At 59.3% G+C, this 25,677-nt stretch carries 18 protein-coding genes; 2 read left to right on the top strand and 16 right to left on the bottom strand.

Annotated elements, in window-relative coordinates; translation table 11 throughout:
• Positions 1 to 78: 78 nt before the first annotated feature.
• Positions 79 to 2,622 carry a heavy metal translocating P-type ATPase gene (locus tag H7H48_RS06955; protein ID WP_229448251.1) on the bottom strand — a complete coding sequence of 848 codons (2,544 nt, stop codon included), beginning with the start codon at positions 2,620 to 2,622 and terminating at the stop codon, positions 79 to 81.
• Between the two features lie 258 nt (positions 2,623 to 2,880).
• On the opposite strand from H7H48_RS06955, the gene msrB reads away from it, so the two are divergent.
• Complete coding sequence (gene msrB, locus H7H48_RS06950) at positions 2,881 to 3,327, top strand: peptide-methionine (R)-S-oxide reductase MsrB (protein ID WP_229448250.1); 447 nt, start codon at positions 2,881 to 2,883, stop codon at positions 3,325 to 3,327.
• Positions 3,324 to 3,830 (top strand): peptide-methionine (S)-S-oxide reductase MsrA, encoded by a 507-nt coding sequence (gene msrA, locus H7H48_RS06945; RefSeq protein WP_229448247.1) that lies wholly within the window; start codon positions 3,324 to 3,326, stop codon positions 3,828 to 3,830. Before msrB ends, msrA begins: the two co-directional genes overlap by 4 nt.
• A gap of 17 nt (positions 3,831 to 3,847) precedes the next feature.
• Here the strand turns inward: msrA and H7H48_RS06940 are convergent, their stop codons facing one another.
• The 15 genes from H7H48_RS06940 to H7H48_RS06870 all read right to left on the bottom strand — a co-directional run bounded on the left by H7H48_RS06940 (position 3,848) and on the right by H7H48_RS06870 (position 25,536).
• The gene (locus H7H48_RS06940) at positions 3,848 to 5,161 is read right to left on the bottom strand and encodes an MFS transporter (RefSeq protein WP_229448245.1); all 1,314 of its coding nucleotides are present in this window, start codon (positions 5,159 to 5,161) and stop codon (positions 3,848 to 3,850) included.
• Positions 5,161 to 5,442 carry a metal-sensing transcriptional repressor gene (locus H7H48_RS06935; RefSeq protein ID WP_229448243.1) on the bottom strand — a complete coding sequence of 94 codons (282 nt, stop codon included), beginning with the start codon at positions 5,440 to 5,442 and terminating at the stop codon, positions 5,161 to 5,163. The genes H7H48_RS06940 and H7H48_RS06935 overlap by 1 nt, the downstream gene beginning before the upstream one ends.
• A 174-nt stretch (positions 5,443 to 5,616) precedes the next feature.
• Positions 5,617 to 7,218, bottom strand: a complete 1,602-nt coding sequence (locus H7H48_RS06930) for an FGGY-family carbohydrate kinase (RefSeq protein ID WP_229448242.1) — start codon at positions 7,216 to 7,218, stop codon at positions 5,617 to 5,619.
• Positions 7,218 to 7,913: an HAD family hydrolase gene (locus tag H7H48_RS06925; protein WP_229448237.1), complete on the bottom strand. Its 696-nt coding sequence runs from the start codon at positions 7,911 to 7,913 to the stop codon at positions 7,218 to 7,220. Before H7H48_RS06925 ends, H7H48_RS06930 begins: the two co-directional genes overlap by 1 nt.
• Before the next feature lie 14 nt (positions 7,914 to 7,927).
• Entirely contained in the window at positions 7,928 to 8,704 is a 777-nt protein-coding gene (locus H7H48_RS06920; protein ID WP_229448235.1) for an SDR family NAD(P)-dependent oxidoreductase, read from the bottom strand.
• A 44-nt stretch (positions 8,705 to 8,748) separates the two neighbouring features.
• Positions 8,749 to 9,750 (bottom strand): ABC transporter ATP-binding protein, encoded by a 1,002-nt coding sequence (locus H7H48_RS06915; RefSeq protein ID WP_229448234.1) that lies wholly within the window; start codon positions 9,748 to 9,750, stop codon positions 8,749 to 8,751.
• A gap of 12 nt (positions 9,751 to 9,762) precedes the next feature.
• Entirely contained in the window at positions 9,763 to 10,593 is an 831-nt protein-coding gene (locus tag H7H48_RS06910; RefSeq protein WP_229448232.1) for a carbohydrate ABC transporter permease, read from the bottom strand.
• Between the two features lie 10 nt (positions 10,594 to 10,603).
• Entirely contained in the window at positions 10,604 to 11,473 is an 870-nt protein-coding gene (locus tag H7H48_RS06905) for a carbohydrate ABC transporter permease (RefSeq protein ID WP_229448230.1), read from the bottom strand.
• Positions 11,474 to 11,567: 94 nt separating this feature from the next.
• Positions 11,568 to 12,875 carry a sugar ABC transporter substrate-binding protein gene (locus H7H48_RS06900; RefSeq protein ID WP_229448228.1) on the bottom strand — a complete coding sequence of 436 codons (1,308 nt, stop codon included), beginning with the start codon at positions 12,873 to 12,875 and terminating at the stop codon, positions 11,568 to 11,570.
• Between the two features lie 114 nt (positions 12,876 to 12,989).
• The gene (locus H7H48_RS06895) at positions 12,990 to 13,937 is read right to left on the bottom strand and encodes a sugar-binding transcriptional regulator (protein ID WP_229448227.1); all 948 of its coding nucleotides are present in this window, start codon (positions 13,935 to 13,937) and stop codon (positions 12,990 to 12,992) included.
• Positions 13,938 to 14,144: 207 nt separating this feature from the next.
• Positions 14,145 to 14,756: a L,D-transpeptidase gene (locus tag H7H48_RS06890; RefSeq protein ID WP_229448225.1), complete on the bottom strand. Its 612-nt coding sequence runs from the start codon at positions 14,754 to 14,756 to the stop codon at positions 14,145 to 14,147.
• A gap of 41 nt (positions 14,757 to 14,797) precedes the next feature.
• Positions 14,798 to 20,617 carry an autotransporter outer membrane beta-barrel domain-containing protein gene (locus H7H48_RS06885; RefSeq protein WP_229448223.1) on the bottom strand — a complete coding sequence of 1,940 codons (5,820 nt, stop codon included), beginning with the start codon at positions 20,615 to 20,617 and terminating at the stop codon, positions 14,798 to 14,800.
• Positions 20,618 to 20,961: 344 nt separating this feature from the next.
• Positions 20,962 to 22,647 (bottom strand): hypothetical protein, encoded by a 1,686-nt coding sequence (locus H7H48_RS06880; RefSeq protein ID WP_229448221.1) that lies wholly within the window; start codon positions 22,645 to 22,647, stop codon positions 20,962 to 20,964.
• A gap of 7 nt (positions 22,648 to 22,654) precedes the next feature.
• Positions 22,655 to 23,566: a hypothetical protein gene (locus H7H48_RS06875; RefSeq protein WP_229448219.1), complete on the bottom strand. Its 912-nt coding sequence runs from the start codon at positions 23,564 to 23,566 to the stop codon at positions 22,655 to 22,657.
• A gap of 95 nt (positions 23,567 to 23,661) precedes the next feature.
• Positions 23,662 to 25,536 carry a serine aminopeptidase domain-containing protein gene (locus H7H48_RS06870; RefSeq protein WP_229448218.1) on the bottom strand — a complete coding sequence of 625 codons (1,875 nt, stop codon included), beginning with the start codon at positions 25,534 to 25,536 and terminating at the stop codon, positions 23,662 to 23,664.
• Positions 25,537 to 25,677: the final 141 nt, after the last annotated feature.

The following is a 25,677-nucleotide window of genomic DNA, read 5'->3' as shown; positions in this document are numbered from 1 at the left end:
CAGATTAAACGTTTAATCAATATGCCTTGCTCGAACCAATCTGTCGACTCTGTTTTTTGGTTTCCCCAGAAAGTGCGATCAGGCAGAAGCCTCTGCCGCCCTCGCATTGGCTGCCGTCACAGCCCCCTGCCCGGTGATCCGGGCAGGAAGAGGAGCCTGAAAGCGCTTGAGTCTCAGCGCATTGCCCAGCACGAAGACGCTGGAAAGAGCCATGGCGCCGGCGGCAAGCATGGGCGAAAGGAGCGTGCCCGTAGCCGGATACAGAACACCCGCCGCAACGGGAATGAGACTGACATTGTAGGCGAAGGCCCAGAACAGGTTCTGTCTGATGTTCTTCATGGTTGCCTGTGAAAGCCCGATGGCATTGGCAACGCCAGTCACATCGCCCGCCATGAGAACCACGTCAGCGCTCTCAATGGCGACATCCGTGCCGGTGCCGATGGCGATGCCGACATCGGCTTCTGCAAGAGCGGGAGCATCGTTGATGCCGTCACCAACGAAAGAGACCGGGCCTGCCTGCCTGCGCAGACGCTTGAGCGCCTCGACCTTACCCTCTGGCAGCACTTCCGCCTCGACCCGGTCGATGCCCAGCTTTGCGGCAATAGCCTGCGCCGTGTGCCGGTTGTCGCCGGTAATCATGGCCACTTCCAGCCCCAACGCGTGAAGAGCGGCAATGGCGCGCGGCGTCGATTCCTTGATCGGGTCGGCGACCGCGATGACAGCCGCGAGCCGACCATCCACCGCCGCGTAAAGCGGTGTCTTGGCATCGGAGGCGAGCGTTTCTGCCGCTGTGGAAGCCTTGCCGATCTCGATGCCCTGCTTATGCATGTAGCGATCGGCGCCGACATGAAGCCTGTGACCACCTACAGTGGCAGCGATGCCAAAGCCCGGAACCGCATCAAACTCGACGACCATCCTGAGGGCCAGATTGGCTGTTTGCGCAGCCTCCACAACGGCGTCTGCTACCGGATGTTCAGACATGGCTTCCGCAGAAGCAACAAGCGAGAGAACCTCCGCACGATCGAAACCGTCCTGCACGATGAAATCGGTGAGCGCGGGGCGACCGAGTGTCAGCGTGCCTGTTTTGTCGAACGCGACAACGCTTGTGTTGCGCAGGCTCTGAAGTGCCTCACCATTGCGGAAGAGAACACCGAGCTGTGCGGCACGACCGGTGCCGACCATGATGGAGGTGGGCGTTGCAAGCCCCATCGCGCAGGGGCAGGCGATGATGAGAACCGCCACCGCATTGACCAGTGCGAATGCCAATGCGGGATTGGGGCCAAACAGGAGCCAGATGATGAATGTGAGCGCTGCAACGATCATGACGGCGGGAACGAACCAGGCCGTGACCCGGTCAACGACCGCCTGGATGGGCAGTTTGGCGCCTTGCGCGTTTTCGACCATGCGGATGATCTGCGCCAGAACCGTGTCGGAGCCGACCTTGGTGGCGCGGTAGACGAAGCTGCCGGTCTTGTTGATCGTGCCGCCAATGACGTCGTCACCTTCGGACTTGGAGACCGGGACGGGCTCGCCGGATATCATCGCTTCATCCACATAGGAAGAACCGCTTTCGACCAGACCGTCGACCGGCACCTTGTCGCCGGGACGCACCTGAAGCCGGTCGCCGACAACCACCTCTTCAAGCGGCACCTCGACAAAATTGCCATCCCTTTCAACCCGGGCGCTTTTGGCGCGCAGGCCCATCAGCCGCTTGATGGCTTCGCCCGTGCGGCCCTTGGCACGCGCTTCCAGAAGTCGCCCAAGCAGGATGAGCGTAACGATGACGGCGGATGCCTCGAAATAGACGTTGACCGTGCCGGACGGGAGAACGCCGGGCGCAAAGGTAGCCACGACCGAATAGGCCCAGGCTGCGGTGGAACCGAGCATGACGAGCGAGTTCATGTCCGGCGCAAAGCGCATCAGCGCCGGAAATCCCTTGCGATAAAAGCGAAGGCCCGGCCCGAACTGCACGATGGTCGCCAGAACGAAGTAAACGATGTAGAGCGTGCTGCGGTCGGCGATGCCCATGAGCCAGGCATGCATGCCCGGGATGAAATGGCTGCCCATCTCGAGAATGAAGATTGGCAGGGTGAAGATTGCCGCCAGCGTGAAATCGCGCTTGAGCGAGCGCAGCTCCGTGGCCTTTGCCTTCTCATGCGCATCGCTCGCGGCAGCGCCCTCGGAGCGCAGAACCGGCGAGTAGCCGGATTTGCGGATCGCCTCTTCCACCCCGCTGCGCGCTTCATCACTCATGAGATCGATGGACGCGCTTTCGGTGGCAAGGTTCACCGCGACTTTTGACACTCCGGGCACAGCGGCAATGGCCTGCTCCACGCGCCGCACGCAGGATGCACAGGTCATGCCCTCAATGCCGATATCGAGATGGCTGGCCGGAACGCCGTAACCGGCACGCTCCACCGCATTGACGATGCTGGAAAAATCAACCCCGGGCTGAAGTGAAACCTCGGCGGTCTCGGTGGCCAGATTGACCGAGGCGCTCGTCACGCCATCGACCTCTGCCATAGCGTTTTCGGCGCGCCTGACACAGGAAGCACAGCTCAGCCCCTCGATGCGGAACCGTTTTACAGTGACCGGAGAGGCGCCGGCGGAAAGGGTATTCATCGTTTTCACCCTGAATGACTATTGTTCAGGATTGCGCTTCTAAACCTTCCAGTCAATGGAAGGTCAAGCAGGAAAATTCACGAGCCTTTTCGACGTTTCCTGCAAAGCCTCAGCCACATTGTCGTTTGCCCCTGAGGATCACACGAATATGATTGGGATTACACAGGCGCGATACCTACATCAGGCTCTGCGGGCATGGGGCACTTCACCAATGCCCGATCTTGATGGAGACGAACAATCAGGAAGCCGGAGCTGCGAATGAGTTACAAGAAGACTGAAGAAGCCTTGGCCCGCCTCACCCCCGAGCAGTACTACGTGACGCAGCAAAGCGGAACGGAACGTCCGGGCACGGGCGAATATCTTCACAACAAGGAACCCGGAATCTATGTCGATATCGTTTCCGGCGAACCGCTTTTCGCAAGCAGCGACAAATATGAATCCGGCTGTGGCTGGCCCAGTTTCACAAAGCCGATCGTGCCTGCTCATGTCAACGAGTTGCGCGACACGACCCATGGCATGATCCGCACGGAGGTACGCTCGGCCCATGGCGACAGCCACCTCGGCCATGTCTTCGAAGATGGGCCTGTGGATCGCGGCGGCCTGCGCTATTGCATCAACTCGGCCGCCCTTCGCTTCATCCATCGCGACGCGATGGAAGCGGAAGGTTATGGTGCCTATCTCGACCAGGTGGAGGACGTGAAATGACGGAACGTGCCGTACTGGCCGGAGGCTGCTTCTGGGGCATGCAGGATCTCATCCGCAAACTGCCCGGCGTGATCAGCACGCGTGTGGGCTACACCGGGGGCGATGTGCCGAATGCGACCTATCGCAATCACGGCACCCACGCAGAAGGCATCGAGATCATCTTCGACCCGGAAAAGATGAGCTATCGGCGCCTGCTGGAGTTTTTCTTCCAGATCCACGACCCGACGACGGTGAACCGGCAGGGCAACGATGTCGGCATGTCGTATCGTTCGGCAATCTACTATGTGACGGATGAACAAAAACGCATCGCCGAGGACACGATTGCCGACGTCAACGCCTCAGGTCTCTGGCCGGGCAAGGTCGTGACCGAAGTGGAACCCGCAGGCGATTTCTGGGAAGCCGAACCGGAGCACCAGGATTACCTGGAGCGGTACCCGAACGGGTATACATGTCATTTCCCCCGCCCGGGCTGGGTACTGCCCAAACGCGACGCAGCCGAGTGAGCATCATCTCTTTCTGATCAACGCTCACGCGGCCATGCGACATGGATGTCGTCAATGACATAGACATGGGCGTGACGGCGCCCATGTCCACCTTCAGCAAGATGAGGGTGGTCCTCCGGAAGGTCGTCATGGCTGTGTTCGACAATCTCCGGATCGTCGGCCGGCCAGATGGCGAGGACGGCCCCTATGGCGACCGCGGCCAGCGCTGAGAGGATGATCGACGTGGCGGGCAGGCCGAGAGCCGCGCCCGCCCAACCGGCAAGCGGATAGGCGATCAGCCAACAAGCATGAGAGAGGGCAAACTGCGCGGCGAAGAGTGCCGGGCGGTCCTCCGGATTGGCCGAGCGTCTGAGCAGTCTGCCCGACGGCGTCTGCGCCGTTGAATATCCAACACCAAGCACGAACCATAAAGCCAGCAACCATCCAAACCCGGGCAGCGCCGCCGCAGCCAGCGTACCGGCCACCAGAAGAGAGGCCCCGGCCAGCATCACCGTGCGGTCCGATGCGGTTTCCAGCAATTTGGGCAAACTGAGCGCGGCCACCATCGACCCGCCACCGAATGCCGCGAGCGCCAGCGCAGTCGCCTGATTGTCGAGGGCAAAGACACCTTGCACATAGACAACCGTGTTGACGATCACCAGAGCCCCCGCCGAAGCGACGGCCAGGTTGAGCGCCAACAGCCCGCGCAGTCGTGGCGTTGCAAGGTAGATGCGAATGCCGCGCGTGGTTCGATCATAGATGCCGCGTGGCTTCGCCGGTTTCGGGCTGGGCAAGGCCACCGACATCACGAGCGCCGCCGAGGCGAGAAACCCGATCACGGTTCCGGCAAACAGGTTGTGAAAAGAGACAAAGGAAAGCAGGGCGGCCGCCAGCATCGGACTCACGACACTTTCAAGATCGTAGGCCAGACGCGAAAGGGAAAGCGCCCGCGTATAGTCTCTCTCATCCGGCAGGATATCGGGAATCGTAGCCTGAAAAGTGGGCGTAAAGCCCGCTGAGGCGGATTGCAGCATGAAGATCAGGACGTAAACCTGCCAGACTTCCGTGACGAAGGGCAGGAATATTGCGACACCGGCGCGCACCAGATCGAGTGTCACCAGCATTGCGCGGCGCGGCACTCTTTCTGCGAAGGCGGAGGCAAGCGGCGCAACGCCGACATAAGCGATCATCTTGATGGCGAGCGCCGTTCCCAACACCGCGCCTGCATTGTCGCCAGCCAAATCGAAAGCAAGCAGCCCCAGAGCCACGGTCGCAAGCCCGGTTCCGATCAACGCGATCACCTGCGCGCCGAACAGATGGCGATAGGTTCGATTCTTCAGGATCGCCAGCATCACAAATACTTCGCTATTTCCCTGAATTCATCGAGCGCCTGTCGCCGCTCACGCGCGAGCGGCCCGACCACATCTTCAAGACAATGATCAAGATGATCCTGGATCAACGTCTTCTTGGCCTGCGCAATGGCCCGTTCGACCGCATGGAGCTGCTGGGCAATGTCGAGGCAGGGTCTGCCGGACTCGATCATTTCGATGACCCCGCGCAAATGCCCCTCGGCGCGTTTGAGCCGCTTGACGATTTGAGGGTGTGTTTCGTGAAGATGGGGTTCCGTGGACATTGATAAATGCTATCCCCCCGCAGGGGATATGACAAGGCGTTTTGACGTGGGGTTGGCGATCCGTGGCGAGCACATCACAAGCCAGTCGGTCGTGATGGCCAGCGCAGCCCTCAGCGATCCAAACCTCTCTCCCGAATTGTGTTTCCCTAGAGAAGCGGGACAGGAGATTGCGCCTCAGGTGCCGGTTCGTCCCGCGGCGATGGCGTCCAGCGCTCTGCGCTGACGGTGCATTTCCAGAAAGACGCGATAGTCACGATCGAAACGTTCCCGGGCAATGGAGTCCGGTCTCCGCGCCCTGCCCTTCTGCGCCATGCTTACACAGGCATCTGTCAGACTGTCGTGGAGCCCCGCAGCCGTAGCCGCCACCATCCCGGTCCCCAGAAGCATGGCATCCTCGGCGCCCGGCTCTTCAACCGTGCAACCGGCAGCGTCCGCATACAGCTCCATCAACAACGGATTTTTCGTATGACCGCCGGTTACATGAAGCGTGTCAATTGCATAGCCCTTGTCATTCAGCGCATCGAGAATGTGTCGAATGCCGAACGCAATGGCCACCGCGGTTCGCCAATAGAGCCGGCAGAGACTGTCGAAAGAGGCATCCAGGGTCAGTCCCGATATGACCCCGACAGCATGGGGATCGGCCAGCGGCGAGCGGTTTCCGTGAAAATCAGGCAGAACGTGCAGCCGGGCAGCGAGATCGTATCCTTCTACGGCCCGCAATTCATTGACACGGTCGCAGATGCGCTTGTGCATCTGCGCATCCGGTTCTCCGCCCGCAGCATGCCAGCGGATGATGTGATCAAGCAATGCGCCTGAAACGGACTGGCCGCCTTCAGCGAGCCAGCATCCTGGCAATGCGGCACCAAGATAGGGACCCCACACCCCAGGTACGGGACGAGCCTCACGCGAAAAGGCCATGACGCAGCTCGAGGTCCCCGCGATCAAAGCCATATGCCGATCGATGCTGCCGGCGTCACCGGCGAACCCGCCAAGCACGCCGAGAGCTCCGCCATGGGCGTCGATCAGCCCGGCTCCAACCCTGCACTGTTCCGTGAGACCAAGCGCATCCGCCGCGTCTGGGGTCAGTGGTCCTAGATCCAGACCGATGGGGCTCGCCTCCCCCGGCAATTGCCCCCGTTCAAGCATGTCCGGGATACCGACCATCTCGAAAAAATCGCTCTGCCAGCCGGACTTCTTATGTGCGAGATAGGTCCACTTGCAGGTCAGTGTACATTGCGAACGCGCGAGCGAACCCGATGCTTTCCAGGTCAGGAAATCGGCCAGATCGAAAAAATGACCGGCAGCGTTCCAACATTGCGGCAGATTGCGCTTTAGCCACATCAGCTTTGGCGTCTGCATCTCCGGCGACATGACGCCGCCGATGTAATCCAGTACGCGGTGACCGGTTTGCGTACATTCATCGGCTTCGGCAAGCGCACGATGGTCGAGCCAGACGATCGTGTCCCAACCCGGCTCTCCATCCGGTGAAACGCTTACCTGACCACCATCACGATCCCGCACAACCAAGGAACAGGTGGCATCGAAGCTGATACCGACAACGTCCTGAGGCGCCACCCCTGCCCGCTCAACCGCTGTCCGTACCGAGGCACACACCGCCTGCCAGATGTTTTCCGAATCCTGCTCTGCGAAATCCGCTGCAGGCCGGTTCATCCGGATCGGCGTCTCGGCTCGTCCTAAAAGCTGGCCTTCACGATCAAGCACACCGGCGCGGGCGCTGCCTGTGCCCACGTCAACCGCCACCACACAATTGCGCATCAATTCTCTCTCTGGATGTCCTCCAACCGGACCAGAAGGTCCGGAAGCAGCTGCATCCTGTCAAAAATCAGGTCCGGTTCCAAGCGTTTCAGGATGGCACGGTGTGCTTTTGACCCAGCGTGGGATGCACCTGCAAAACACAGGACCCGCATACCGGCCCGATGCGCAGCTTCGATCCCCGCTGGGCTGTCTTCCACAACGACGCAGCGGGCGGGCTCGATGCCCATCGAGCGGGCGGCAAAGAGAAAAAGATCGGGAGCCGGCTTGCCGTTCGGCACCATCGTCGCGCTGAACACATTCCGTTCGAAACGATCAAGAAGCCCCGTCACCCCGAGCGACACACGGATACGCTCCGGCTGGCTGGAAGACGCAACACAATATGGCCGGCCGAGACCGTCGAGCGCCTCCTGGATCCCGCTGACCGCCTGCAACTCGTTCCGGAAGGTTGTGTAGAGGTTCTCACGCATGCGTGAAAGGGCGGCCTCATCGAGGTCCACGCCGAAATCGGCGCTGAGCAGCGATCTAATCGTGGTCAATGAGCGCCCAAGAAACAGTTCATAAGCTGTCTCCGGATCGATATGCACACCATATTCCGCAACCGCCTCCAACAGCACCCGCATGGAAAGCGGCTCACTGTCCACGAGCACGCCGTCGCAATCGAAGATCACAAGCGCAATATCGTGCTTCGTTGTCACCTGGCTCACATCCTTCACCAGCAGGAATAACCGCCATCCGCCATGACGATCGAGCCGGTCATGAGGCTGGACGCATCGGAAGCAAGGAACTGAACCACAGAGGCGATCTCGTCGGGTTGCCCGACACGCCCCATGGGGGTCATCTCGAGCCAGGTGGCATACATTTCAGGATTTTCCTGAATACCGAAAGCCGTGAGCGGTGTCTCGATATAGGTTGGGGCGACCGCATTGACGCGGACCCCACGCCGCCCCCATTCGGCGGCCAGAGACCTGGTCAACTGATGCACCGCAGCCTTGGACGCGTTGTAGAATGCCTGGGGTTGAGGCTTGTTGACGATCACGCCGGACATGGAGCCTATATTGACGACGGAGCCGCTGCCGCGTTCCAGCATCTTGCGACCGAAAGCTCGGCAGCACCAGAACAGCCCGTCGAGATTGACGTCCATATGAAAGCGCCAGTGTTCGTCGCTGGTTTCTTCAGCCGGCACATCGCTCTGCGCCACGCCTGCATTGTTGACGAGAATGTCGATCCGCCCATGACGTTCCGCAATCGCATTTGCGGCGGCATTGACCTGGTCCGACTTGGTCACGTCCAGCACGATGCTCTCTGCCGAATGGCCCAGCTTTTTCAAGGCTTCGACGCTCGCTTCCCCCAGATCGGCTTTCAGGTCCGCTACAACCACATGGGCGCCGGCTTCGCCGAGCGCACGGGCGCATGCGGCACCGATACCCTGCCCCGCACCAGTGACCACCGCGACGCGTCCATCGAGCCTGAGTTTTTCCAGATACATCTCAAAACACCTTCTTCATTCTGCTTACCCTGTGTGCCGGTCCATCAATTCAGGGCGTTGCCGGCGCCGTCGAAACGATGCAGGCGCTCTGAGGATGGGGTGAGATAGACAGTCTCACCGTGACGCAATGCAAACTCACCGTCGGCGCGCGCTGTGACCTGGCCGATCCCGTCGATGTCGACATGGAGAAACGTATCGGAGCCGAGATGCTCAGCCACGCCGACCTTGCCCTTCCAATGGCCGCTTTCGGTGGAAAGCTTGAGGTGCTCGGGGCGCACACCGATTGTCGCCGCTCCCATCTTCTCCGCCTCGACCCCCTTGACGAAATTCATCCGCGGCGAGCCGATGAAACCCGCAACAAAAAGGTTTCGCGGACTGCGATAAAGCTCCAGAGGTGAGCCGACCTGTTCAATGCGTCCCGCGTTCAGCACCACAATCTTGTCGGCCATCGTCATGGCCTCCACCTGATCATGGGTGACATAGATCATTGTGGTGTTGAGCTGATGATGAAGCTCGCTGATCTCGAGCCGCATGGAGCCGCGCAGTGCTGCATCGAGGTTCGACAACGGCTCATCGAAGAGAAATGCCTTTGGCTCACGCACGATCGCCCGGCCGATTGCCACACGCTGGCGCTGACCGCCGGAAAGTTGCCCGGGACGACGGTCGAGATAATCCGTCAGGTTGAGAATGCGCGCGGCATTGCGCACCTTCTCGTCGATCACCGCCTTGTCCGCTCCTGCCATTTTCAGCGGGAAGGCGATGTTCTTGTAAACGCTCATATGCGGATAGAGCGCATAAGACTGGAAGACCATGGACAGGCCGCGCTTTGCCGGAGAGCGGGCGGTCATGTCTTCACCGTCAATCAGGATCCGGCCGCTTGTCGTGTCTTCGAGGCCCGCAATCAGGCGCAGCAACGTGGACTTGCCGCAGCCGGAGGGGCCAACGAACACGACAAATTCATTGTCGGCAATTTCCAGATCGATCTCAGGAATGACGACGGTCGAACCAAAGGCCTTGTGCACCTTTTCGAGACGGATTTCCCCCATGATTGTCGTTCCTTATTTGACGGCGCCGAAAGTGAGGCCACGCACGAGCTGACGTTGCGAGAACCAGCCCATGATGAGGATCGGGGCGATGGCGAGTGTCGATGCGGCGGAGAGCTTTGCCCAGAACAGCCCCTCCGGGCTGGAATAGGAAGCGATGAAGGCCGTGAGCGGCGCTGCCTTGGCTGCGGTGAGGTTGAGCGTCCAGAAGGCCTCGTTCCAGGCGAGAATGATGTTGAGAAGCAAGGTGGAGGCGATGCCCGGGACCGCCATCGGCGTCAGCACATAGATGATTTCCTTGGCGAGCGAGGCGCCGTCCATACGGGCAGCTTCCAGGATGTCTCCGGGGATCTCACGGAAATAGGTGTAGAGCATCCAAACGATGATCGGCAGGTTCGCCATGGTAAGGACGAGCACCAGACCGATGCGCGTATCGAGCAGCCCCGCATCGCGAAACAGAAGGTAGATCGGCACCAGAACACCGACTGCCGGCAGCATCTTTGTGGACAGCATCCACAAGAGCACGTCCTTGGTCCGCTTTGTCGGAGCGAAGGCCATGGCCCAGGCTGCCGGGATGGCGATGAGGAGGCCAAGCAGGGTCGAACCAAGCGAGATCACCACCGAGTTCATGAAATGCTTCAGGTAGTCGGACCGACTGTTGACCTCGACATAGTTCTCCGCTGTCCACTCGAAGAACAGGAATTGTGGGGGCGTTGCGATCGCAGCACCCTCGGACTTGAAGCTGGTCAACACCGTCCAGAGGATTGGAAAGAAGATCACGAAGCCAACGAGCCAGCCTATGACTGTGAAGGTGAGACGGGTGCGGGTGGAAACGGCGCGGGCCATCGGGTCTCTCCTATTCCAGGTTCTTGCCAATGAGGCGGACGAGGAAAATGGCAACGATGTTCGCCAGCACCACGGCAACGATGCCGCCGGCGGAGGCGCCACCCACGTCGAACTGCAACAGCGCCTGCACATAGACCAGATAGGTCACCGTGGTTGTTTGCACGCCCGGCCCGCCATTGGTGGTCACGAGGATTTCCGCGAAAACGGAGAGCAGGAAAATGGTCTCGATGAGCACCACCACGGTGATCGCCCGCGCCATGTGGGGCAGCACGATGTAAATGAAGCGGGAGAGCGCCCCTGCGCCATCCATTTCCGCAGCTTCCTTCTGTTCCGTATCGAGCGACTGGAGAGCCGTCAGCAGGATGAGCGTTGCGAAGGGTAGCCACTGCCAGGACACGATCATGACAATCGAAAAGAGCGGTGCCTCGCCGAACCAGTCGACAGGCTGAAGGCCAAATGTGCGCGCGATCCAGGCAAACAGCCCGTTCACCGGATGCATCAGCATGTTCTTCCAGACGAGTGCCGACACGGTTGGCATGACGAAGAACGGGGCGATGACCATCAGGCGCACTATGCCCTGCCCGAAGAACGGCTGGTCGAGCAAAAGCGCCATCAGAATGCCACCACCGACACTGATGAGAAGCACACCCCCCACCAGAAGCAGCGTATTCAGCAGGCCTGTGATGAAGGCGGGATCCGTGAGGAAAAACCGGTAGTTGAGAAAACCCGCCCACTCCTCCATGCCCGGCATCAAGAGGTTGTAGCGCAGCATCGAGAAGTAGAGCGTCATGGCCAGCGGCACAGCCATCCACAAAAGGAGCAGAACGACTGCGGGCGTCATCATCAGCCGGGCGCTGGCGCGGGTCTGTAGCGTGGCCATGAGCCTGCCTCTTCAAACCGAATGTTGACCGATAGGCGAGACCGGGATCGCAGCCGAGAGAGAGGGCCGGCCGCGACCCCGGGGGTTGGCGGGCTTATTTGGGATATCCCGCCTTTTGCATTTCGCGCTGGGTCAGAGCCTGCGCGTTGGAGAGCGCCTGATCAACGCTGGATTGCCCGGCAAGCGCTGCCGAGAATTGCTGGCCGACTGCCGTCCCGATACCCTGAAATTCGGGGATCGCGACGAACTGCACTCCCACATATGGCACCTCCTCGACCGTTGGGCTGGTCGGATCGGCTGCCTGAATGGATTTAATGGTCAGGTCCGCAAAAGGCGCAGCTTCCTGGTAGGCGGGGTTTTCATAGAGCGAGGTCCGCGTGCCGGGCGGCACATTGGCCCAGCCTTCCTTCTCCGCGACGAGTTCACTGTATTCCTTGCTGGTCGCCCAGGCGATGAAGGTCTTTGCGGCATCAGTTTTCTGCGAACCTGCGGGAACGGCCAGAGACCACGCCCAGAGCCAGTTTCCGCGTTTGCCAAGCCCCTTGTCGGGCGCAAGTGCAAACCCCACCTTGTCGGCCACCTGGCTTTCATCCGGGTTGCTGACAAAGGATGCCGCTACCGTGGCGTCGATCCACATGCCGCATTTTCCAGTCTGGAAAAGCGCCAGATTCTCGTTGAAGCCGTTGGAGGAGGCTCCGGGCGGTCCGGCATCGTTCATGAGATCGATGTAGAACTGCAGGGCTTCCTTCCATTCCGGCTGATCGAACTGCGGCTTCCATTCCATGTCGAACCAGCGCGCACCGAACGAGTTTGCCATGGCGGTAAGGAAGGCCATGTTCTCGCCCCAGCCAGCCTTGCCACGAAGACAAATGCCGTAAACCTCATTGTCCTTGTCCGTGATCTTGCGCGCGGCTTCGCCGATAAAATCCCAACTGGGGGCCTCGGGCATCTCAAGCCCTGCTTCCTCGAACAGGTCCTTGCGATACATGACGAAGGAACTCTCACCGTAGAATGGCGCCGCATAAAGCGTTCCATCCATCGAGAGCCCTGCCCGGATGGCGGGCAATAGGTCATCGACGTCGTATTCCGGGCCGAAATCGAGTGGCACAAGCCATTTCTGCGCCGCCCAGATCGGCACTTCGTAAGTGCCGATGGTCATGATGTCGTACTGGCCGCCTTTGGTGGCAATGTCAGTCGTGACGCGCTGACGCAGGACATTCTCCTCCAGCGTCACCCATTCCAGTTCGATATCGGGATGCTTTTCCGTGAACGCACCCGCAAGCTTCTGCATACGGATCATATCGCCATTGTTCACGGTCGCGATTGTCAGTGTTTCCGCCTGCGCCGCGACAGCAATGGTTATTGCCGAGCACGTCATCATGGCCAGAAGCTTCGCCCTCATGGTCTCCTCCCAAAGATTTGAGCAAATGCTATGTTAGTGAGCAAATACTCACTTCACCACAAAGTCAAGCCCTTCTGTCTTGGCTAAACAGAAGTGCGCGCCCGAAAATCCGGCTCAGCCAGCCTCCAGCAGAGCTGTCGCTGTGCGCTCATCGGTGATCAGCCCATTGACGATGTGGCGACTGACGGCAGCCTTGATGGCGGGAAGTTTCCGCGCGCCCATCGCGGCTGCAATGACGAGCGAGGTTTCCGACGACGGCAATGGCGCGCTTGCAACACGCTCGTTCAGACCGCCCTCGATGAAGGTACCGTCTGTGCCGAAAGACCACCCCACGATCTCCCCCACAGCACCAGCCTTTTGGAGAGCTTCCAGCTCCGGCCTGGAAACGAAGCCGTCTTCAAACACCGGTGCCTTGTCAGTCATGTCGCCGATACCCACAAACGTGACATCCGCCCTTCTCGCCAATTCGAGCGCGGGACGAATCATCGGCTGCTCGTGAAGGAGATTTCGCTCCTCGGAGGATGAAACGATAACCGGCAGGGGCATGGGAAAACTGCGTGCCTTTACGGTATCCGCCATGGTGAAGATGACGTTGTAATAGGCCGCCGAACCATCGGGCGCGATGTTTCCTGTCAGCGAAACGATGCGGTGTTGAGGACATTCCATCGGCGGCAGCTGTTCGATCGCAGCCTTGAGCGTTCGCCCTGTACCGATTGCCATAATAATCGGCTCCGGCGAAAGCAGATGACGCTCAATCTGGGCCGCTGTCGCCTCCGCCACGCCCACAGTGGTCGAATTCGATTCAGGGTCACTGGGCACCACTTCGGCGAACTGAAGAGCGAAGCGCTCCTTCAACCTGCGCGCCAATTCCATACAAGCAGCAATCGGATGGTCGATCCGCACCCGAACAAGCCCCTCCGACACAGCAAGAGAAACCAGACGTTGCGCCGACTGCCGTGAAACGCCCAGTGCCGCGGCAATCTGATCCTGCGTGTTCCCTGCCACGTAATAGAGCCATCCTGCCCGTGCGGCGTCATCCAGTCGATTTCCGCGTGCGCTCATACGTCTTTACTCATGCCCTGCTTGTCACTCGAGTTATCATAACTCTAGCGAAGCATCGGGCAGACAACCAGCAGCATGATTCAAGCGTAGCATCTCCGGACGTGCTGGACTGACACGGCCTTCACAGCCAGCATCAGCGGGTCAGAGTGAAGCAGAGGGAGAAGGGAAAGACACTGGTCCCGTGGAGAACGGGTGTGGATTCATGCTCTAGTGAACGATGACCCTGGTGCCTTCAGGCACCTGATCGAACAGTTCGATCACATCTTCATTGAAGAGACGAATGCAGCCAGAAGACGCCTTGGTGCCGATCGTCCACGGCTCTGAGGTTCCGTGGATCCGATAGAGCGTGTCGCGGCCATCGCGGTATAGATAGAGCGCTCTGGCACCCAGAGGGTTGTGCGGGCCGGGCTCTATGCGCTGCGGGAGCCCGGGGGCTTCGGCATGCATGTCATCCGTGGGATGCCAGGCCGGCCATTTGCTTTTGCGTGCCACCACTGCCTCGCCCTTCCAGGCCTTGCCTGCGGCACCCACCGCGATCCTGTAGCGGCGTGCGACCGCGTCGGATTTCACCAGATAAAGAAAATTGCTTTCGGTATCGATCAGGATCGTCCCGGCAGGAAGACCCGTCTCATTGACCACGTCCTTTGGCCAATAGGACTTGTCGAACTTGCTTCGATCAACCAGCCGAACGGGAAATTGCTCCCCCGCATACGCCGTCTCTGTGGGGACCGTGGTCTCGATGCGGGCTGAATTGCAGGCAGTGAGCGTCGCCACACAGAACAAGGCAAGGAACCCGCGCCAAGAAACCAGGGCCTCCATGCGGGGCCCTGGTCCGTTCCGACCATGCAGCAGGAAAGGGTTCACCAGGTAACACGCAGCCCGAGATTGCCACCGAAACTCTGGTCCGAGCCCTCACCGTGCAAAGAAGCGCCGTAGCGGGCTTCGCCGAACACATCCATCGTTTGGGAAACCTTGACGGAAGCACCGACGCCCACTTCACCCCAGAGATCAGCTGTGCCGTTGCTGAACTTCGTCCCCACGACATCAGTGGTTGCCTGTGTGTCGAGGAACTCACGATGAAGATTGGCAATGCCGTAGATTGCTGCCTGTCGCTCCTGACCGTCCTCTGTGGTCCACTCGGTCTGGTACTCCAGAGCCAGCCCGATGCGCCCGCGCAGGCTGTCGGCGTCATCAGGTGTCACCACAGCACCGAAACGATCCTCAAACCGGTCAATCTTTACCGAGGAATAGAGCAACTGGGCCTGCGGTATTACGGTCCAGTGCGGGTTCAGCGTGAACCGCTTGCCCAGTTCGAGAGATGCGGCATAGCCGAACGCACCGGCACCGCCGACGAGCTCACCCGCCAAATCGGAGCTGAGTTTGGTGTCGTAGAAATTCAAGCTTCCTTGGGCGTCGGCATAGAAACCGTTTTCACCATACCAGGTCAGGCTCGCGTCAAGGCCAATGCCAAATGTATCGATCTTGCCGGAACCAAAGAAGGAGTCGACAGAAGCATGCCCGGTGCCGAGGTGGCCGCCAAGGCTGCCGACCAGTAGGCCATGCTCGGTCTCCGCCACAGCGCCATCTACGCCTGCCTGCATCTTCCACTGTCCCAGCGAATAGCTCGAGCCGGTGGTTGAGCCGCCCGGATCAAAGGAGCCGTGCGAAGCCTCGATACGACCCCAAACACCATTGTCGCCGACGATGACCTTGTCCTGCTGATAGTAGCTTTCCTGCTCGCTGCTCACCACACAGCGGTAGTTCTGCTCGGGATCCTTGCAGAAAATGGTCTGGGGCGGTTGGTTGCGATTCCAGTAACGATTGCCCGCGCGCTGTTGCAGGGTTGGCATGGAATTCAGGCCGAGCAGGGCATTCCCATAGTTTTCGTATATCGGCGTGCCTGGCTGATAAAGCGGCCGTGAGGGCTGTATCTGCGGCCCGCCGCCCGGCGGCACCTGTGGGTTTTCGATGGTCGAACGTAAGTACCAGTCGCCATCGGTGGGATCGGTGATACCGTTTTTATACAGTCGGTAAGCGAATGCACCGCCGACAACAGCCGGATCGCCCTGGAACTCATAGTCACCCTGCAAGGTGAACACCGCGTTCGATTGGGCGTCCTGATCAACCTGCACGACCTTGATGCCGTTGTATGTCAGCGCGCCGGGGCTGCCCGGATCCACATTGACCCTGATCGACGTGGTTCCCTCGGAGGAGCCGTTGATGATCAGCATGTCGGTCGGTGAGAAGTCGTCGTAAAGCCGCGTGTTGAGCCATAACTGGCTCTGGCCGGCCCCGATATAGTCTCCGGATATCGTGGACGTGTCGGTCAGCGAGTAAGCCCCGTTCGTCAGATCGAGCACACCGCGGTTTCGGTAGACTGATCCGGGAAGGCCGAGGCGCGCATTGACGTTGTCTCCGACATGCAGAACGCTGAAATTGTCGAGGTAGAGGATGTTCCCATAGAGAAGATCACCGGTCAGGGTGAAATCTGTATTGTCGGTCATGTTGATGGTTTCCCAATCCTGACCGAGATTGATCCCCTTTATGCGCTGGCCGAAGGCATCATCCTGAGCGAACGAGCCGCCGTGATAGGTGATATTGGCGAGATTGAGCGTGTCGCCGGTGCCGCCCCCACCATCCAGGTGGTAGACGGTAGACAAGTCACGACCCACGATCGTGAGCTGCTCATTGTTGCCAGCACCCATCTCGATGCTGCCGATGAGCGAACCAGCATTCCAAAGCACGCTGTCCGTACCAGCGCCGGCATTGATAATACCGGTTACAGCGCTGGAAAAACCTGCAAGCCGCCCCAAAGAGATCGTATCGGCACCGCTGCTGCCGAGGACGGCTGTTGCATCAAAAGCGTACGCCTTGACGGTGCCGAAATTCCTGAATGCGGTGCCGGATGAGGGAGAAAGATCGACCACCGGCGCGGAACTCGCGGAGACCATCGATCCAAGATTGACGGCTTCCGTGGCGACGCTTTCCACAGCGAGAGCCGAGCCGCCCGCCTGGCCGACATCGATCGTACCGTCCAGAATGACGCGTTCCGCATTCTCCACATAGACGCCTGTGCCGTTTGCTCCGGAGCCCGTGTTGACGGAGATGGCACCGCCGACATGCGCTGTGCCGGCCTGTGTCAGATGTATTGCGGTGTTTCCATTTCCCTTATCGTTGAGTGTGCTGCGCACCTCGACATCGCCCGACGTATTGGCGTCGACACCGCGGGCCCCATTTGTCGATGGGTTCAGATTGATCGTGTAATTGTCGGTGATAAGCAGATCTTTGCTGGTGGCACCGCCACCGGCAAGTTCGAACAAAAAACCCGTCGCCGAGGTGCCGTTTACATCAATCTGTGCTTTCGATGCCGCCGTGAAACTCGTGCCAGTGCGGATGCCCGCACCTGATCCGTTGACCCGGATTTCCGTGTTCTGGAGTTCGACATTTCCAAGTTCGGCGGCATTCTCGATACCATTGCCGGAACCGGTTGTGGTGATCCGCGTGGCACCCAGCAAAAGCCCTGAAGCATTGTTGCCGATCAGAACGCCGTGGGCCGCATTGCGAGCGGTGATCGTACCGGCAAGACCTGCCCCATCCAGAGCGGCACCATTGCGAACATGGATGCCTGCGACACCGTCATTCACGACGATGTTCGCGGCATTGCTCACCTGAGCAGTGGACGTCTTTCCATCCGTGTTCTCAACCAGGATGCCTGTCCCATCCTGAACCGTAATGTTGCCGCCATCCGCATTGTCGAACACACCCCGGTCCTGAACAACCGCGCCCTGCCCCTGTGTAATGTTGATCGTGTTCTGATTGGTGATACGACCGGACTTGCGCACCAGAATGCCGGTGCCGTCCGAGATGGAGATCGCGCCATTGTTCACGCCGCGACCGCTGGATTCAGCGATAATGCCCGTGGCCTGGGTGCCAGTGAAGGCAATCGCGGCATCGTTGGTGAGATTGCCACCGTGCCGGGTGATGAGACCCGTTACACCATTGCTCGCGGAAGAAAGGGGCGCCTGATTGACCAGCACGGAGTTGCGGCCCGTATCCGTGACATTGCCGGCCAGATCCATCTTGCGCCCATCCACGATACCGCCGATCGTGTTGTCGCCGTCGAGACCAATCTGCGTGTTCGCGTTGACGTCCACATGGGCACCACCTTCGGAGCGAACAGCCACAGCGCCGTCGCCGGTAAGGCTATAGGTGCCTGCGCCTGTTTCAGCGTTGGTGTTGTTGCCGGTGACCTGAAGGATGGTGGAATTCGCGCCTGAAGCAGTCAATGTGCGGGCGTTGCCACCGCCCACACCATCATAAGAGGCGCCATCCTCGATGCGGAACAGCGTCGAATTATCGGTGCTGACATCAAGGTCATTGGCGACATTGTTGATCGCCGACCCGTTGCCATGGATGAAGTAGCCGATCTGGTCCGAGCCGCCGATGAAGTTGACTTCTGCTGTGTTGCCAAGATCGATCACGCCGCCCTGTCGCGCATGAACGCCGATACCGCCAACACCATCCAGATTGACGATACCGTCGACATTGGCCGTTGCGTGACTGCCCTGAACCCAAACACCATAATTTCGGGTGTTGGTTCCGGCATTGAAGCCACCGCCAACAAGAATGGTCGACGTGTCGGTCACATCGGCGTGGGTGTCCACGCGGGTACCATAAAGATAGACGCCGCGCGCATTCACACCATTGAGCTGGATGTCACCATTGTGCGTGATTGTGCCTTCGACATTCTCGGCGGCCATCGCGTAATTTACGTTGGGCGAACCGCCACGATTGCCGTTGATGATGATCGTACCATTGTTGATGAGCTCCAGAGCACCCGTGCCCTCGGCTTCCGTGCCGGCCGTACCCGATCCGGCATACATGGCCGCTGCCCGTCCGGTGTTCGCGCCAATCGTGATCGTTGCGCCGGACGCATTCTCGGCCTTTGCATCACCGAGCACACGAATGCCCGTGAGTATCGCAGAGTTGTTGCTGGTATCGGTCTGCGAATCCGCCTTTTCGAGCTGCGCGGTCTTGCCGATATTGATGGAACCCTCGTTGTTGAAAGACGCTTGCCCCTGAAGGAACACACCGTCGACGAGGCTTACATTGCCTCCCGCGCCATTCGTGCCGACATTGATGATGCCGCTGCTTGTGTTCGTTGCGGTGGAATTCCCCCCCATCACCACACCGGCATTCCAGAACCCGGTGTCCTCGTCCTGTCGCTGACTGTCAGGGTTGTTCTCAGGTCGGGAAAGCCAGTGGGGAAGACTGGTGGAAGCGGCGACATTGACGATGCCATCATTGGTGAAGTTGGCGTTGCCATCGATCACCACGCCTCGTGAATAGGGACCGGCCAGATCCACATTGCCCGATGCGTCGGGAATGAAGTTGGAGATCACGCCCGTTCCGGTGTTGTGGATGTCGGTATCATCCTTGCCGATGATTGCGTGGGCGCTGTACCGGCTGGAAAGCGTGCCGTTGTTCTGGAGGGTTGCGTTGTCTTCAAGGTTGGCGATGGAATGCGAGCCGCCTGCGGTCACGTCCTCGATGGTTTCTCCTGCCTTGATGGTGATCGCTGCCGTGTCGGTTCCATGGATAAGCGTGCGTTGGCCAAGCGGCATGTCCTGCACATATTTCGGCTTCACCGCCTGACGATATTCGACATCGACCGTGTGCGTGCTGTAGGCGGTGGCCAGTTTATCCTTGTAAGCCTGTTCGAGAGCGACACCCTCGGGCACTGAAAACTCGCCCTTCTGGATCTGACCGATCAGGTAATTGTTGTAGTTCTGAAAGGAAGCGACGTCGACGACGGGCCCGGCCGGTATGGCTTCCTCCACCCCTGAAACAGGATTGATCCAGGTGGCGCCTTCAGGAACCACCACGCCCTGATCAAAATTCACGCCGGAGACACGGGCCGTGTTGTTCTCCTGGCCTGGGGTTGCGTATTCTCCAAGATCGAACCGCGTGGACGTGTCGTATGACAGGCTGGAGTTGCCCTCCACCTTGTAGGCGCTGATGACGCTGCCCCCGGTGTTGGGGCTTGCCTTCATCGGCATGTTGAGCTGGTTCCCCGCAGCCGATGTGTCGCCTCCAGGCGTACCCACGACTACGGAAAGGCTCGAACCATTGCTCACGGTTGCAAGACGCGGGTCCAGATAGGCTTCCTGATCGTCCACATCGTCCCAGATGGTGAAGGTCCGGGCATCCGGCGCCACATTGAAATTGCCGGAATTGTAGACGTTGACCGTGACGTTTTCCTGGTTGGTCTCGTCGAAATAGGTGACGGTCTGGTTCTGCTGGCCGGTGGTAAGCACGCCATCCGGCAAAATGGCCCCGTTCAGAACGCGGCCATCAGCCTCGATCTGGTCCAGGGTCATCTGGGTCCAGTTCGGAACACCGCCCTCAATCGTATCGTAGCTGCCCTGCAGCGTGTTGGTGACACCGTTGTTGACCTCTGTCTGGCCGACGTGATCATCGTTCTGACCGCCGACGACTGCCGCAGGATCCCCATCATAATCGCCAACGGGATAGTGACCCGGAGCATAATTCCCGAGGGTGAAGTCGGCTGCCAGGCCTGCAGCTGGAGCGCATAGCAAGGACGTGCCGGAAAGAAGAAGGGTAAGTCTGAATTTTCGACGGCGCTTGCCGCTAGGACCGATCTTGCTGCACCCTGTCATCCGCACCCCCGGTTACCACCCTGGAAAGCGGGCATGCATCCTTGATTTGATCAGCCGCCCACTCGATCAACAAGCTGGCAGGCTAGTAGAACGGTATCGTTTTGCTATCCAAATACCGCTTGTTTTTGTGATCAAAGGTAAATTGCGGAGTTGAACCAGAAAAATTGGACGCGTTGCTGGCGTTGAAACCCAAAAGATATTGAAAAGTAGGGGTTTACCGCGAGCGTGGCGTTAAAAGAACATTTACTACAAGCGGGGTGGCCGATGGATAAGCGGCTTGGCCCTAAAACGACCTCCAGACCGCAGACGGGCGGAACCGCGCGAGGCAATACGGGCACCTGTCTTCACTGAGAACCACCAGCGAAATCACCGAACGTCAGGGCCGCCCGCGTGTCGAGGTAGGAGAGATTTGCCAAAACTTTACCATCCGCCGATTTTGTCACGCGAAGCAGCAATGAAGCACCCTCAAGGCTGAACCTGCCATAAAGGATGTCACGGCTGGATGCGGCATCCTGTATCGCATGCTCGCCGGGGTTTCTTTGAAGCAACGCGCACAATTCACTTTGCCGGTCACTTTGCCGGGTGCAGCCGTCGAAGGGTGCGATACGAATGATGGGCCGCCCGCTTCTGTCTGTTGAAAGCTCCAGCTTAGGGCCGTTCGTCCCATTGGTGCGGATATGGAAGGCGTTTTCAAGGCCCGGCCAAACAGAACCGTTCACATGTCTCCAGGCAGGATTGTTGGCCCGCTCGGCGCTGTCACGGGCAGCCCCCTCCGCAGGCGCGACACCTGCAGCGTCAAGAGCTGCCGCGGCACGCCGGCACCCCTCCGGATCGCCCGGTAGAATACCACCCCAAAAGCCCGCCTCGCCGAGCACCTGAGCCGCTCTCTCCCGCGCCTCTCGATCCGGAAGACCGGACATGCGCGCCCGCAGCGCGGCGCACGCATCGCCGGCCAAGCCCTGAGCACCGGATGGAGGCGCCGGAGGCATCGCTGGTGGGCGATCAAAAGTGCCCCGTTCAGCCAGTTCATCAAGTGACACCGGCGCACCTCCCATCGGCTCGATCTTCAACCAACCGACTTCCTCACCGCCCGGCAGAACACCAGGGGAGCGAAAGCGCAGGTAGAAGGCACCGGGCTCTTCATCGCCCCAATCAGCAATTGCGCTGCCACGGTAAAGATCGACTTCAAACGTTCCTGCGGGCCAGCCCGTCGAGCTGACGGTGCCATGCCAACCAGCCGTGCCATGTGGCGCCGGCTTATCCAGGCTCATGCGCATCTCAAGAGGCCCGTCCTTGTAGATGCGTTCGCAGATGCGGCGCAACGCATCCGTATCAGGACAAAAACCGCTTACCTCATCGGTTTCCGCACGAAACCAGAGGACGGCCGTGGCGCGATAGCCCGTACCATCGGCCACAAAGCTGGCTTCCAGATCAAATCCGATCGTCGGGAGCTTTTCCTGTGGCAAGCGCCAGTTTTCGGCAGGCAGGTTGGCTGGCGGAACATTGCCGGAGAGGCGTTCAAACATCGCCGCCTCGTGGGTTGTCAGCAGGCTTCTCATCGGTCCGCCATTGAACGAGAGCTGCGCAATCGCGACACGGCTTCCCCTGAGCATCAAACGCACATCGAAGGAGAATCCACCGTCCGGCAGGGCCATCGCCCCTTCCAGTGTCTGCGCCTCGACGCGGCGCAGCTTGCCTTGAAACACAAGACGGCTCAGGCCCTCCTTACCCATTTTCTCACAGATGCGTTCCAACGCTTCAACGCCATCACCCAGCTTGAAACAGTCTTCGGCATTTCGGGCCACCACCGTAAAGCTGGTGTCATGCCGTCCGTTGAGCGGATTGTCGGCGATGGATATCGCGATACCGGCCTGCCCGAACACCTTGTAGCCGGTGGTTTCAGCGGAAGCCGATGCACCAAATGCGAACAGGATCGACAGGACGCCAAAACCCAAGGCGAAACAAGCAGACCATTGCCGCAGCGGCGCACAGAATTTTGCTTTGAGCTGGTGAACGAGCATTGTTGTCATGTCTCCTCTATCGACCTTCCGCTGCGCGCCGCTCATTGACGATCTCAGCGAGAAGTTCGGCAGGGTCTTCTTCGATTTGCATCCAGATACGAACCGCTTCCGGGTCGAGGTCGTATGGGCAGGCACGCCATCCGGCTGCACAGCCCAATATCTTTAGGTAGTCGTCGTTTTCCTGATCGATGAAGCGGCGAACGTCATCTTCGGTGAAATTCAGACCCTCCTCATCCTGGGAATCGGCTCGCGCGTCTGAACGAGGACCGCCTGCGAGCGCTTCCAGCGCCTCTTCCTCGGTAAATTCCAGATCATCACCGAGAAGCGAGGGGTCAGCTTCAGCCTCCGAAAAAACCAACCCTGGCTCGTCTGGCTCGAAAACGGCCACTGTGGCGAGCGCCTCACCAACAAGGTCCTCCTCAATCCAAACCGTTTGGAAGGAGATCTGAATCAGATGGTCGTCGATGGGCAGGAGCGCGCGCAACTCGCCGAATCCTGGCTCGGCTTCAAAGAAAAGCCTTGCGCTCGGAAAGTCAGGCCGTCGCGAGAGCAATGTCAGTGCCCTGGGACCAATGAAACGCTTGTCCAGGGGAAAGATATCCGGGTCGTAACCGTCGCCCGCCACATAAAAATAGGGAAAAAGAAGATTGACCTCCGGCAATGTCAGGTTGCGCTGGACGAATGTCGTTTCCCCCAGCCTGATCCAGCCTCTGCCGAACATCGCTTCGCCAGACCAACCGCTGTGAAGGATCACGCTTCCCGGATCATCCGGATCCGCCACCACATTTGGTTTGCCGTCCGGCCAGCCATCGGTGGGGGAACCTTCCTCAATGGCGGTGACCGTGCTGTAGGACTCGGTCATTGTATAGAAGCCGCCAGATTGCGCGAAAGCGGAAACGAGCTGGCTGAACAGCAGACTCGTGATCAAGCAGGCTCGGAGGACAAGACAAACGGTTCTTTCCATGCCGGCAAGCTGACATGAGGGTTACCATCCCGCGTCACCCATTTGGGTGAGTTGGCACGCTATCGCGGTTCGCTGGTCTCGATGTGAAGGTGTTCGGCAGGCGATGAGGTCGTCCCTGCGCTCCGGAATATAAGGCCCACCGGACCGTTGAGCAGACGCGCGGCCAACTCGGTTTGCCCTTGAACCCCTGTTTTCTCGTAGATTCGCTTTAGATGAGTGCGGATGGTGTTGACCGTCACATCGCTGCGCCTTGCAATGGCATCAGGGGATAACCCCTCCAGAAGGCAAAGGGCAACCTCAGCCTCCTTGTTCGTCAACCCGTAGGCAAATTGCAAAAGCTCGATCGTCTGATCTGCAGGGTATTCTTCCATCTGCGTCCGCGTGCGCAAAATAAGAACACCCGAAGCACCGCCGCGCTGCAGAGCCGTCTGGCGCAAAGCCTTCGGACGGAAGTGAAAGCCAACGACCTCACCGCCAATGACGAGCAAGGCTTCGCCGGAACCTGAATGACATCGAGAAACGAAATCCGGGCCCACACAATCACGAAGTGACCGAGACACAGCATCGACATTGCCGGCAGCGAGGGTTTCATCCCCGAGCAGGGAAGCCAAACGCTGGTTGAACAGAAGGTTCGAATACGTCACAGCCATATCGGGCGATACGATCGCCATGCCGAGATTGAAGCGGTCCAGGACATTCTGCAGCACCGCGCCGATTGCCGCGGACTGCATAATTTGACGATTGAGCTGGAACGAGCGGTCCCAATGGGGCATCAGAGCGTGAACGAGCGCCTCCAGATGACCGTCGTCGATCGTGTCATCTGCGGACAGTGCGTAGGTGACACGATAGAGCATCTCGATCCAGCGGCTCTCGTCGTCAATGGCGTGGTAGCACAATTCGACGAGCTCTTCGGTACTCAACTCACTGTTGACGTCGGTCAGGCCGAGCTTGTTCAGAACGCCGGTGGAGATGCCCGACAGGTCCTCATGTTCGGCCGTTGGCGCACTGTTGAATGCGTTTCCGTCACCCGAAATCCAGTTCTCGATGATCTCTGAGATGCCTAGGCGTTTTTCCTCTATGAACAGGCCCGATCTGCCTTGCTCCACGCAATGAACCTGGATCTCCCTGAAACCCATGGTGTCGAGCTGACGGCGCATCGGCCCGACAAACTTTCCATTGGCCGTCATCGGATCATCCCCTCCATAGAGGATGAGAAGCCGCGTGCCCTCGGCTACCTGAAGATCCTGTGGCCACTTCCAGGCCTTTTCGATTCCGCGGAACATTTCATAGAAATAGCCGGTCGTCGGGGTGGGCCAGGCGTATTCGTCTTCCAGTAGAGCATCGGTGAGCTCGCGGTCACTGGAGATAACATCGATGAGGCGCTTGCGATCCGAGAGCCGCGCGCCGAGAAATGTGTAGAGTTGATGCAGTGTGAGTTCATCCGGCTCATCAAGCGGGTGAAAGAGACTGCGAGCCTTGACGATGCTGCGGGCAAGTTTCAGGAGGGTCGGTTGATTGGGTGGCGGAGCAATAAACACAATACTCCGCGCCAGATCCGGCCACTCCTTGAGGGCCTCCAACAGAAGAACGGCCCCGATATTGGGAGCTACGACCATTCGATCCTCCCAAGGCACGCCTTCGAAAGCCGTACTCAAGCCCAGAACCAGGTCCCCGACCAGGCGTTCCCATCCTTGATCGATGTCCATATGGGCAAGCGGCGCTCTCGGGCCCGAGGAGAATCCATGTCCACGGAGATCGGTCGAATGGACCGTCCATCCCCTGGCGGCGATTCCTTCCAGAGTTGGCCGCAAATTGAGCGAATGCTGTGCCTGCGAATGCGTCACATAGGCAACCCTGCCGGTTCTGTCTTCACCGACAATAGTGCGGTGCATCAGCGGTGTGCCATCGGGCGCGACGAGATTTCGGTTCTGCATGACCGACTCCTTTCGCGCACATTCTTCCCCCGCCCGCATGAATGCCCCATGAAAGTCTTGTTCAGCTAACGGAGGGGAAGATTACATTCGCAACACCGCGATGCAACAGGCAGTGTTGCTGCAGAAGAGTGTTTGCAGGCG

Source organism: Nitratireductor sp. B36 (genome assembly GCF_020833685.1).
Taxonomy (GTDB): domain Bacteria; phylum Pseudomonadota; class Alphaproteobacteria; order Rhizobiales; family Rhizobiaceae; genus Nitratireductor.
The sequence above is the reverse complement of the archived record's forward strand: the minus strand, read 5'-3'. Positions and strand labels throughout refer to the sequence as shown.

Bases quoted from the DNA above. Each gene is read 5' to 3' on its own strand.
- H7H48_RS06955 (WP_229448251.1), bottom strand. From the start codon at position 2,622: ATGAATACCCTTTCCGCCGGCGCCTCTCCGGTCACTGTAAAACGGTTC.
- msrB (WP_229448250.1), top strand. From the start codon at position 2,881: ATGAGTTACAAGAAGACTGAAGAAGCCTTGGCCCGCCTCACCCCCGAG.
- msrA (WP_229448247.1), top strand. From the start codon at position 3,324: ATGACGGAACGTGCCGTACTGGCCGGAGGCTGCTTCTGGGGCATGCAG.
- H7H48_RS06940 (WP_229448245.1), bottom strand. From the start codon at position 5,161: ATGCTGGCGATCCTGAAGAATCGAACCTATCGCCATCTGTTCGGCGCG.
- H7H48_RS06935 (WP_229448243.1), bottom strand. From the start codon at position 5,442: ATGTCCACGGAACCCCATCTTCACGAAACACACCCTCAAATCGTCAAG.
- H7H48_RS06930 (WP_229448242.1), bottom strand. From the start codon at position 7,218: ATGCGCAATTGTGTGGTGGCGGTTGACGTGGGCACAGGCAGCGCCCGC.
- H7H48_RS06920 (WP_229448235.1), bottom strand. From the start codon at position 8,704: ATGTATCTGGAAAAACTCAGGCTCGATGGACGCGTCGCGGTGGTCACT.
- H7H48_RS06915 (WP_229448234.1), bottom strand. From the start codon at position 9,750: ATGGGGGAAATCCGTCTCGAAAAGGTGCACAAGGCCTTTGGTTCGACC.
- H7H48_RS06910 (WP_229448232.1), bottom strand. From the start codon at position 10,593: ATGGCCCGCGCCGTTTCCACCCGCACCCGTCTCACCTTCACAGTCATA.
- H7H48_RS06905 (WP_229448230.1), bottom strand. From the start codon at position 11,473: ATGGCCACGCTACAGACCCGCGCCAGCGCCCGGCTGATGATGACGCCC.
- H7H48_RS06900 (WP_229448228.1), bottom strand. From the start codon at position 12,875: ATGAGGGCGAAGCTTCTGGCCATGATGACGTGCTCGGCAATAACCATT.
- H7H48_RS06895 (WP_229448227.1), bottom strand. From the start codon at position 13,937: ATGAGCGCACGCGGAAATCGACTGGATGACGCCGCACGGGCAGGATGG.
- H7H48_RS06890 (WP_229448225.1), bottom strand. From the start codon at position 14,756: ATGGAGGCCCTGGTTTCTTGGCGCGGGTTCCTTGCCTTGTTCTGTGTG.
- H7H48_RS06885 (WP_229448223.1), bottom strand. From the start codon at position 20,617: ATGACAGGGTGCAGCAAGATCGGTCCTAGCGGCAAGCGCCGTCGAAAA.
- H7H48_RS06880 (WP_229448221.1), bottom strand. From the start codon at position 22,647: ATGACAACAATGCTCGTTCACCAGCTCAAAGCAAAATTCTGTGCGCCG.
- H7H48_RS06870 (WP_229448218.1), bottom strand. From the start codon at position 25,536: ATGCAGAACCGAAATCTCGTCGCGCCCGATGGCACACCGCTGATGCAC.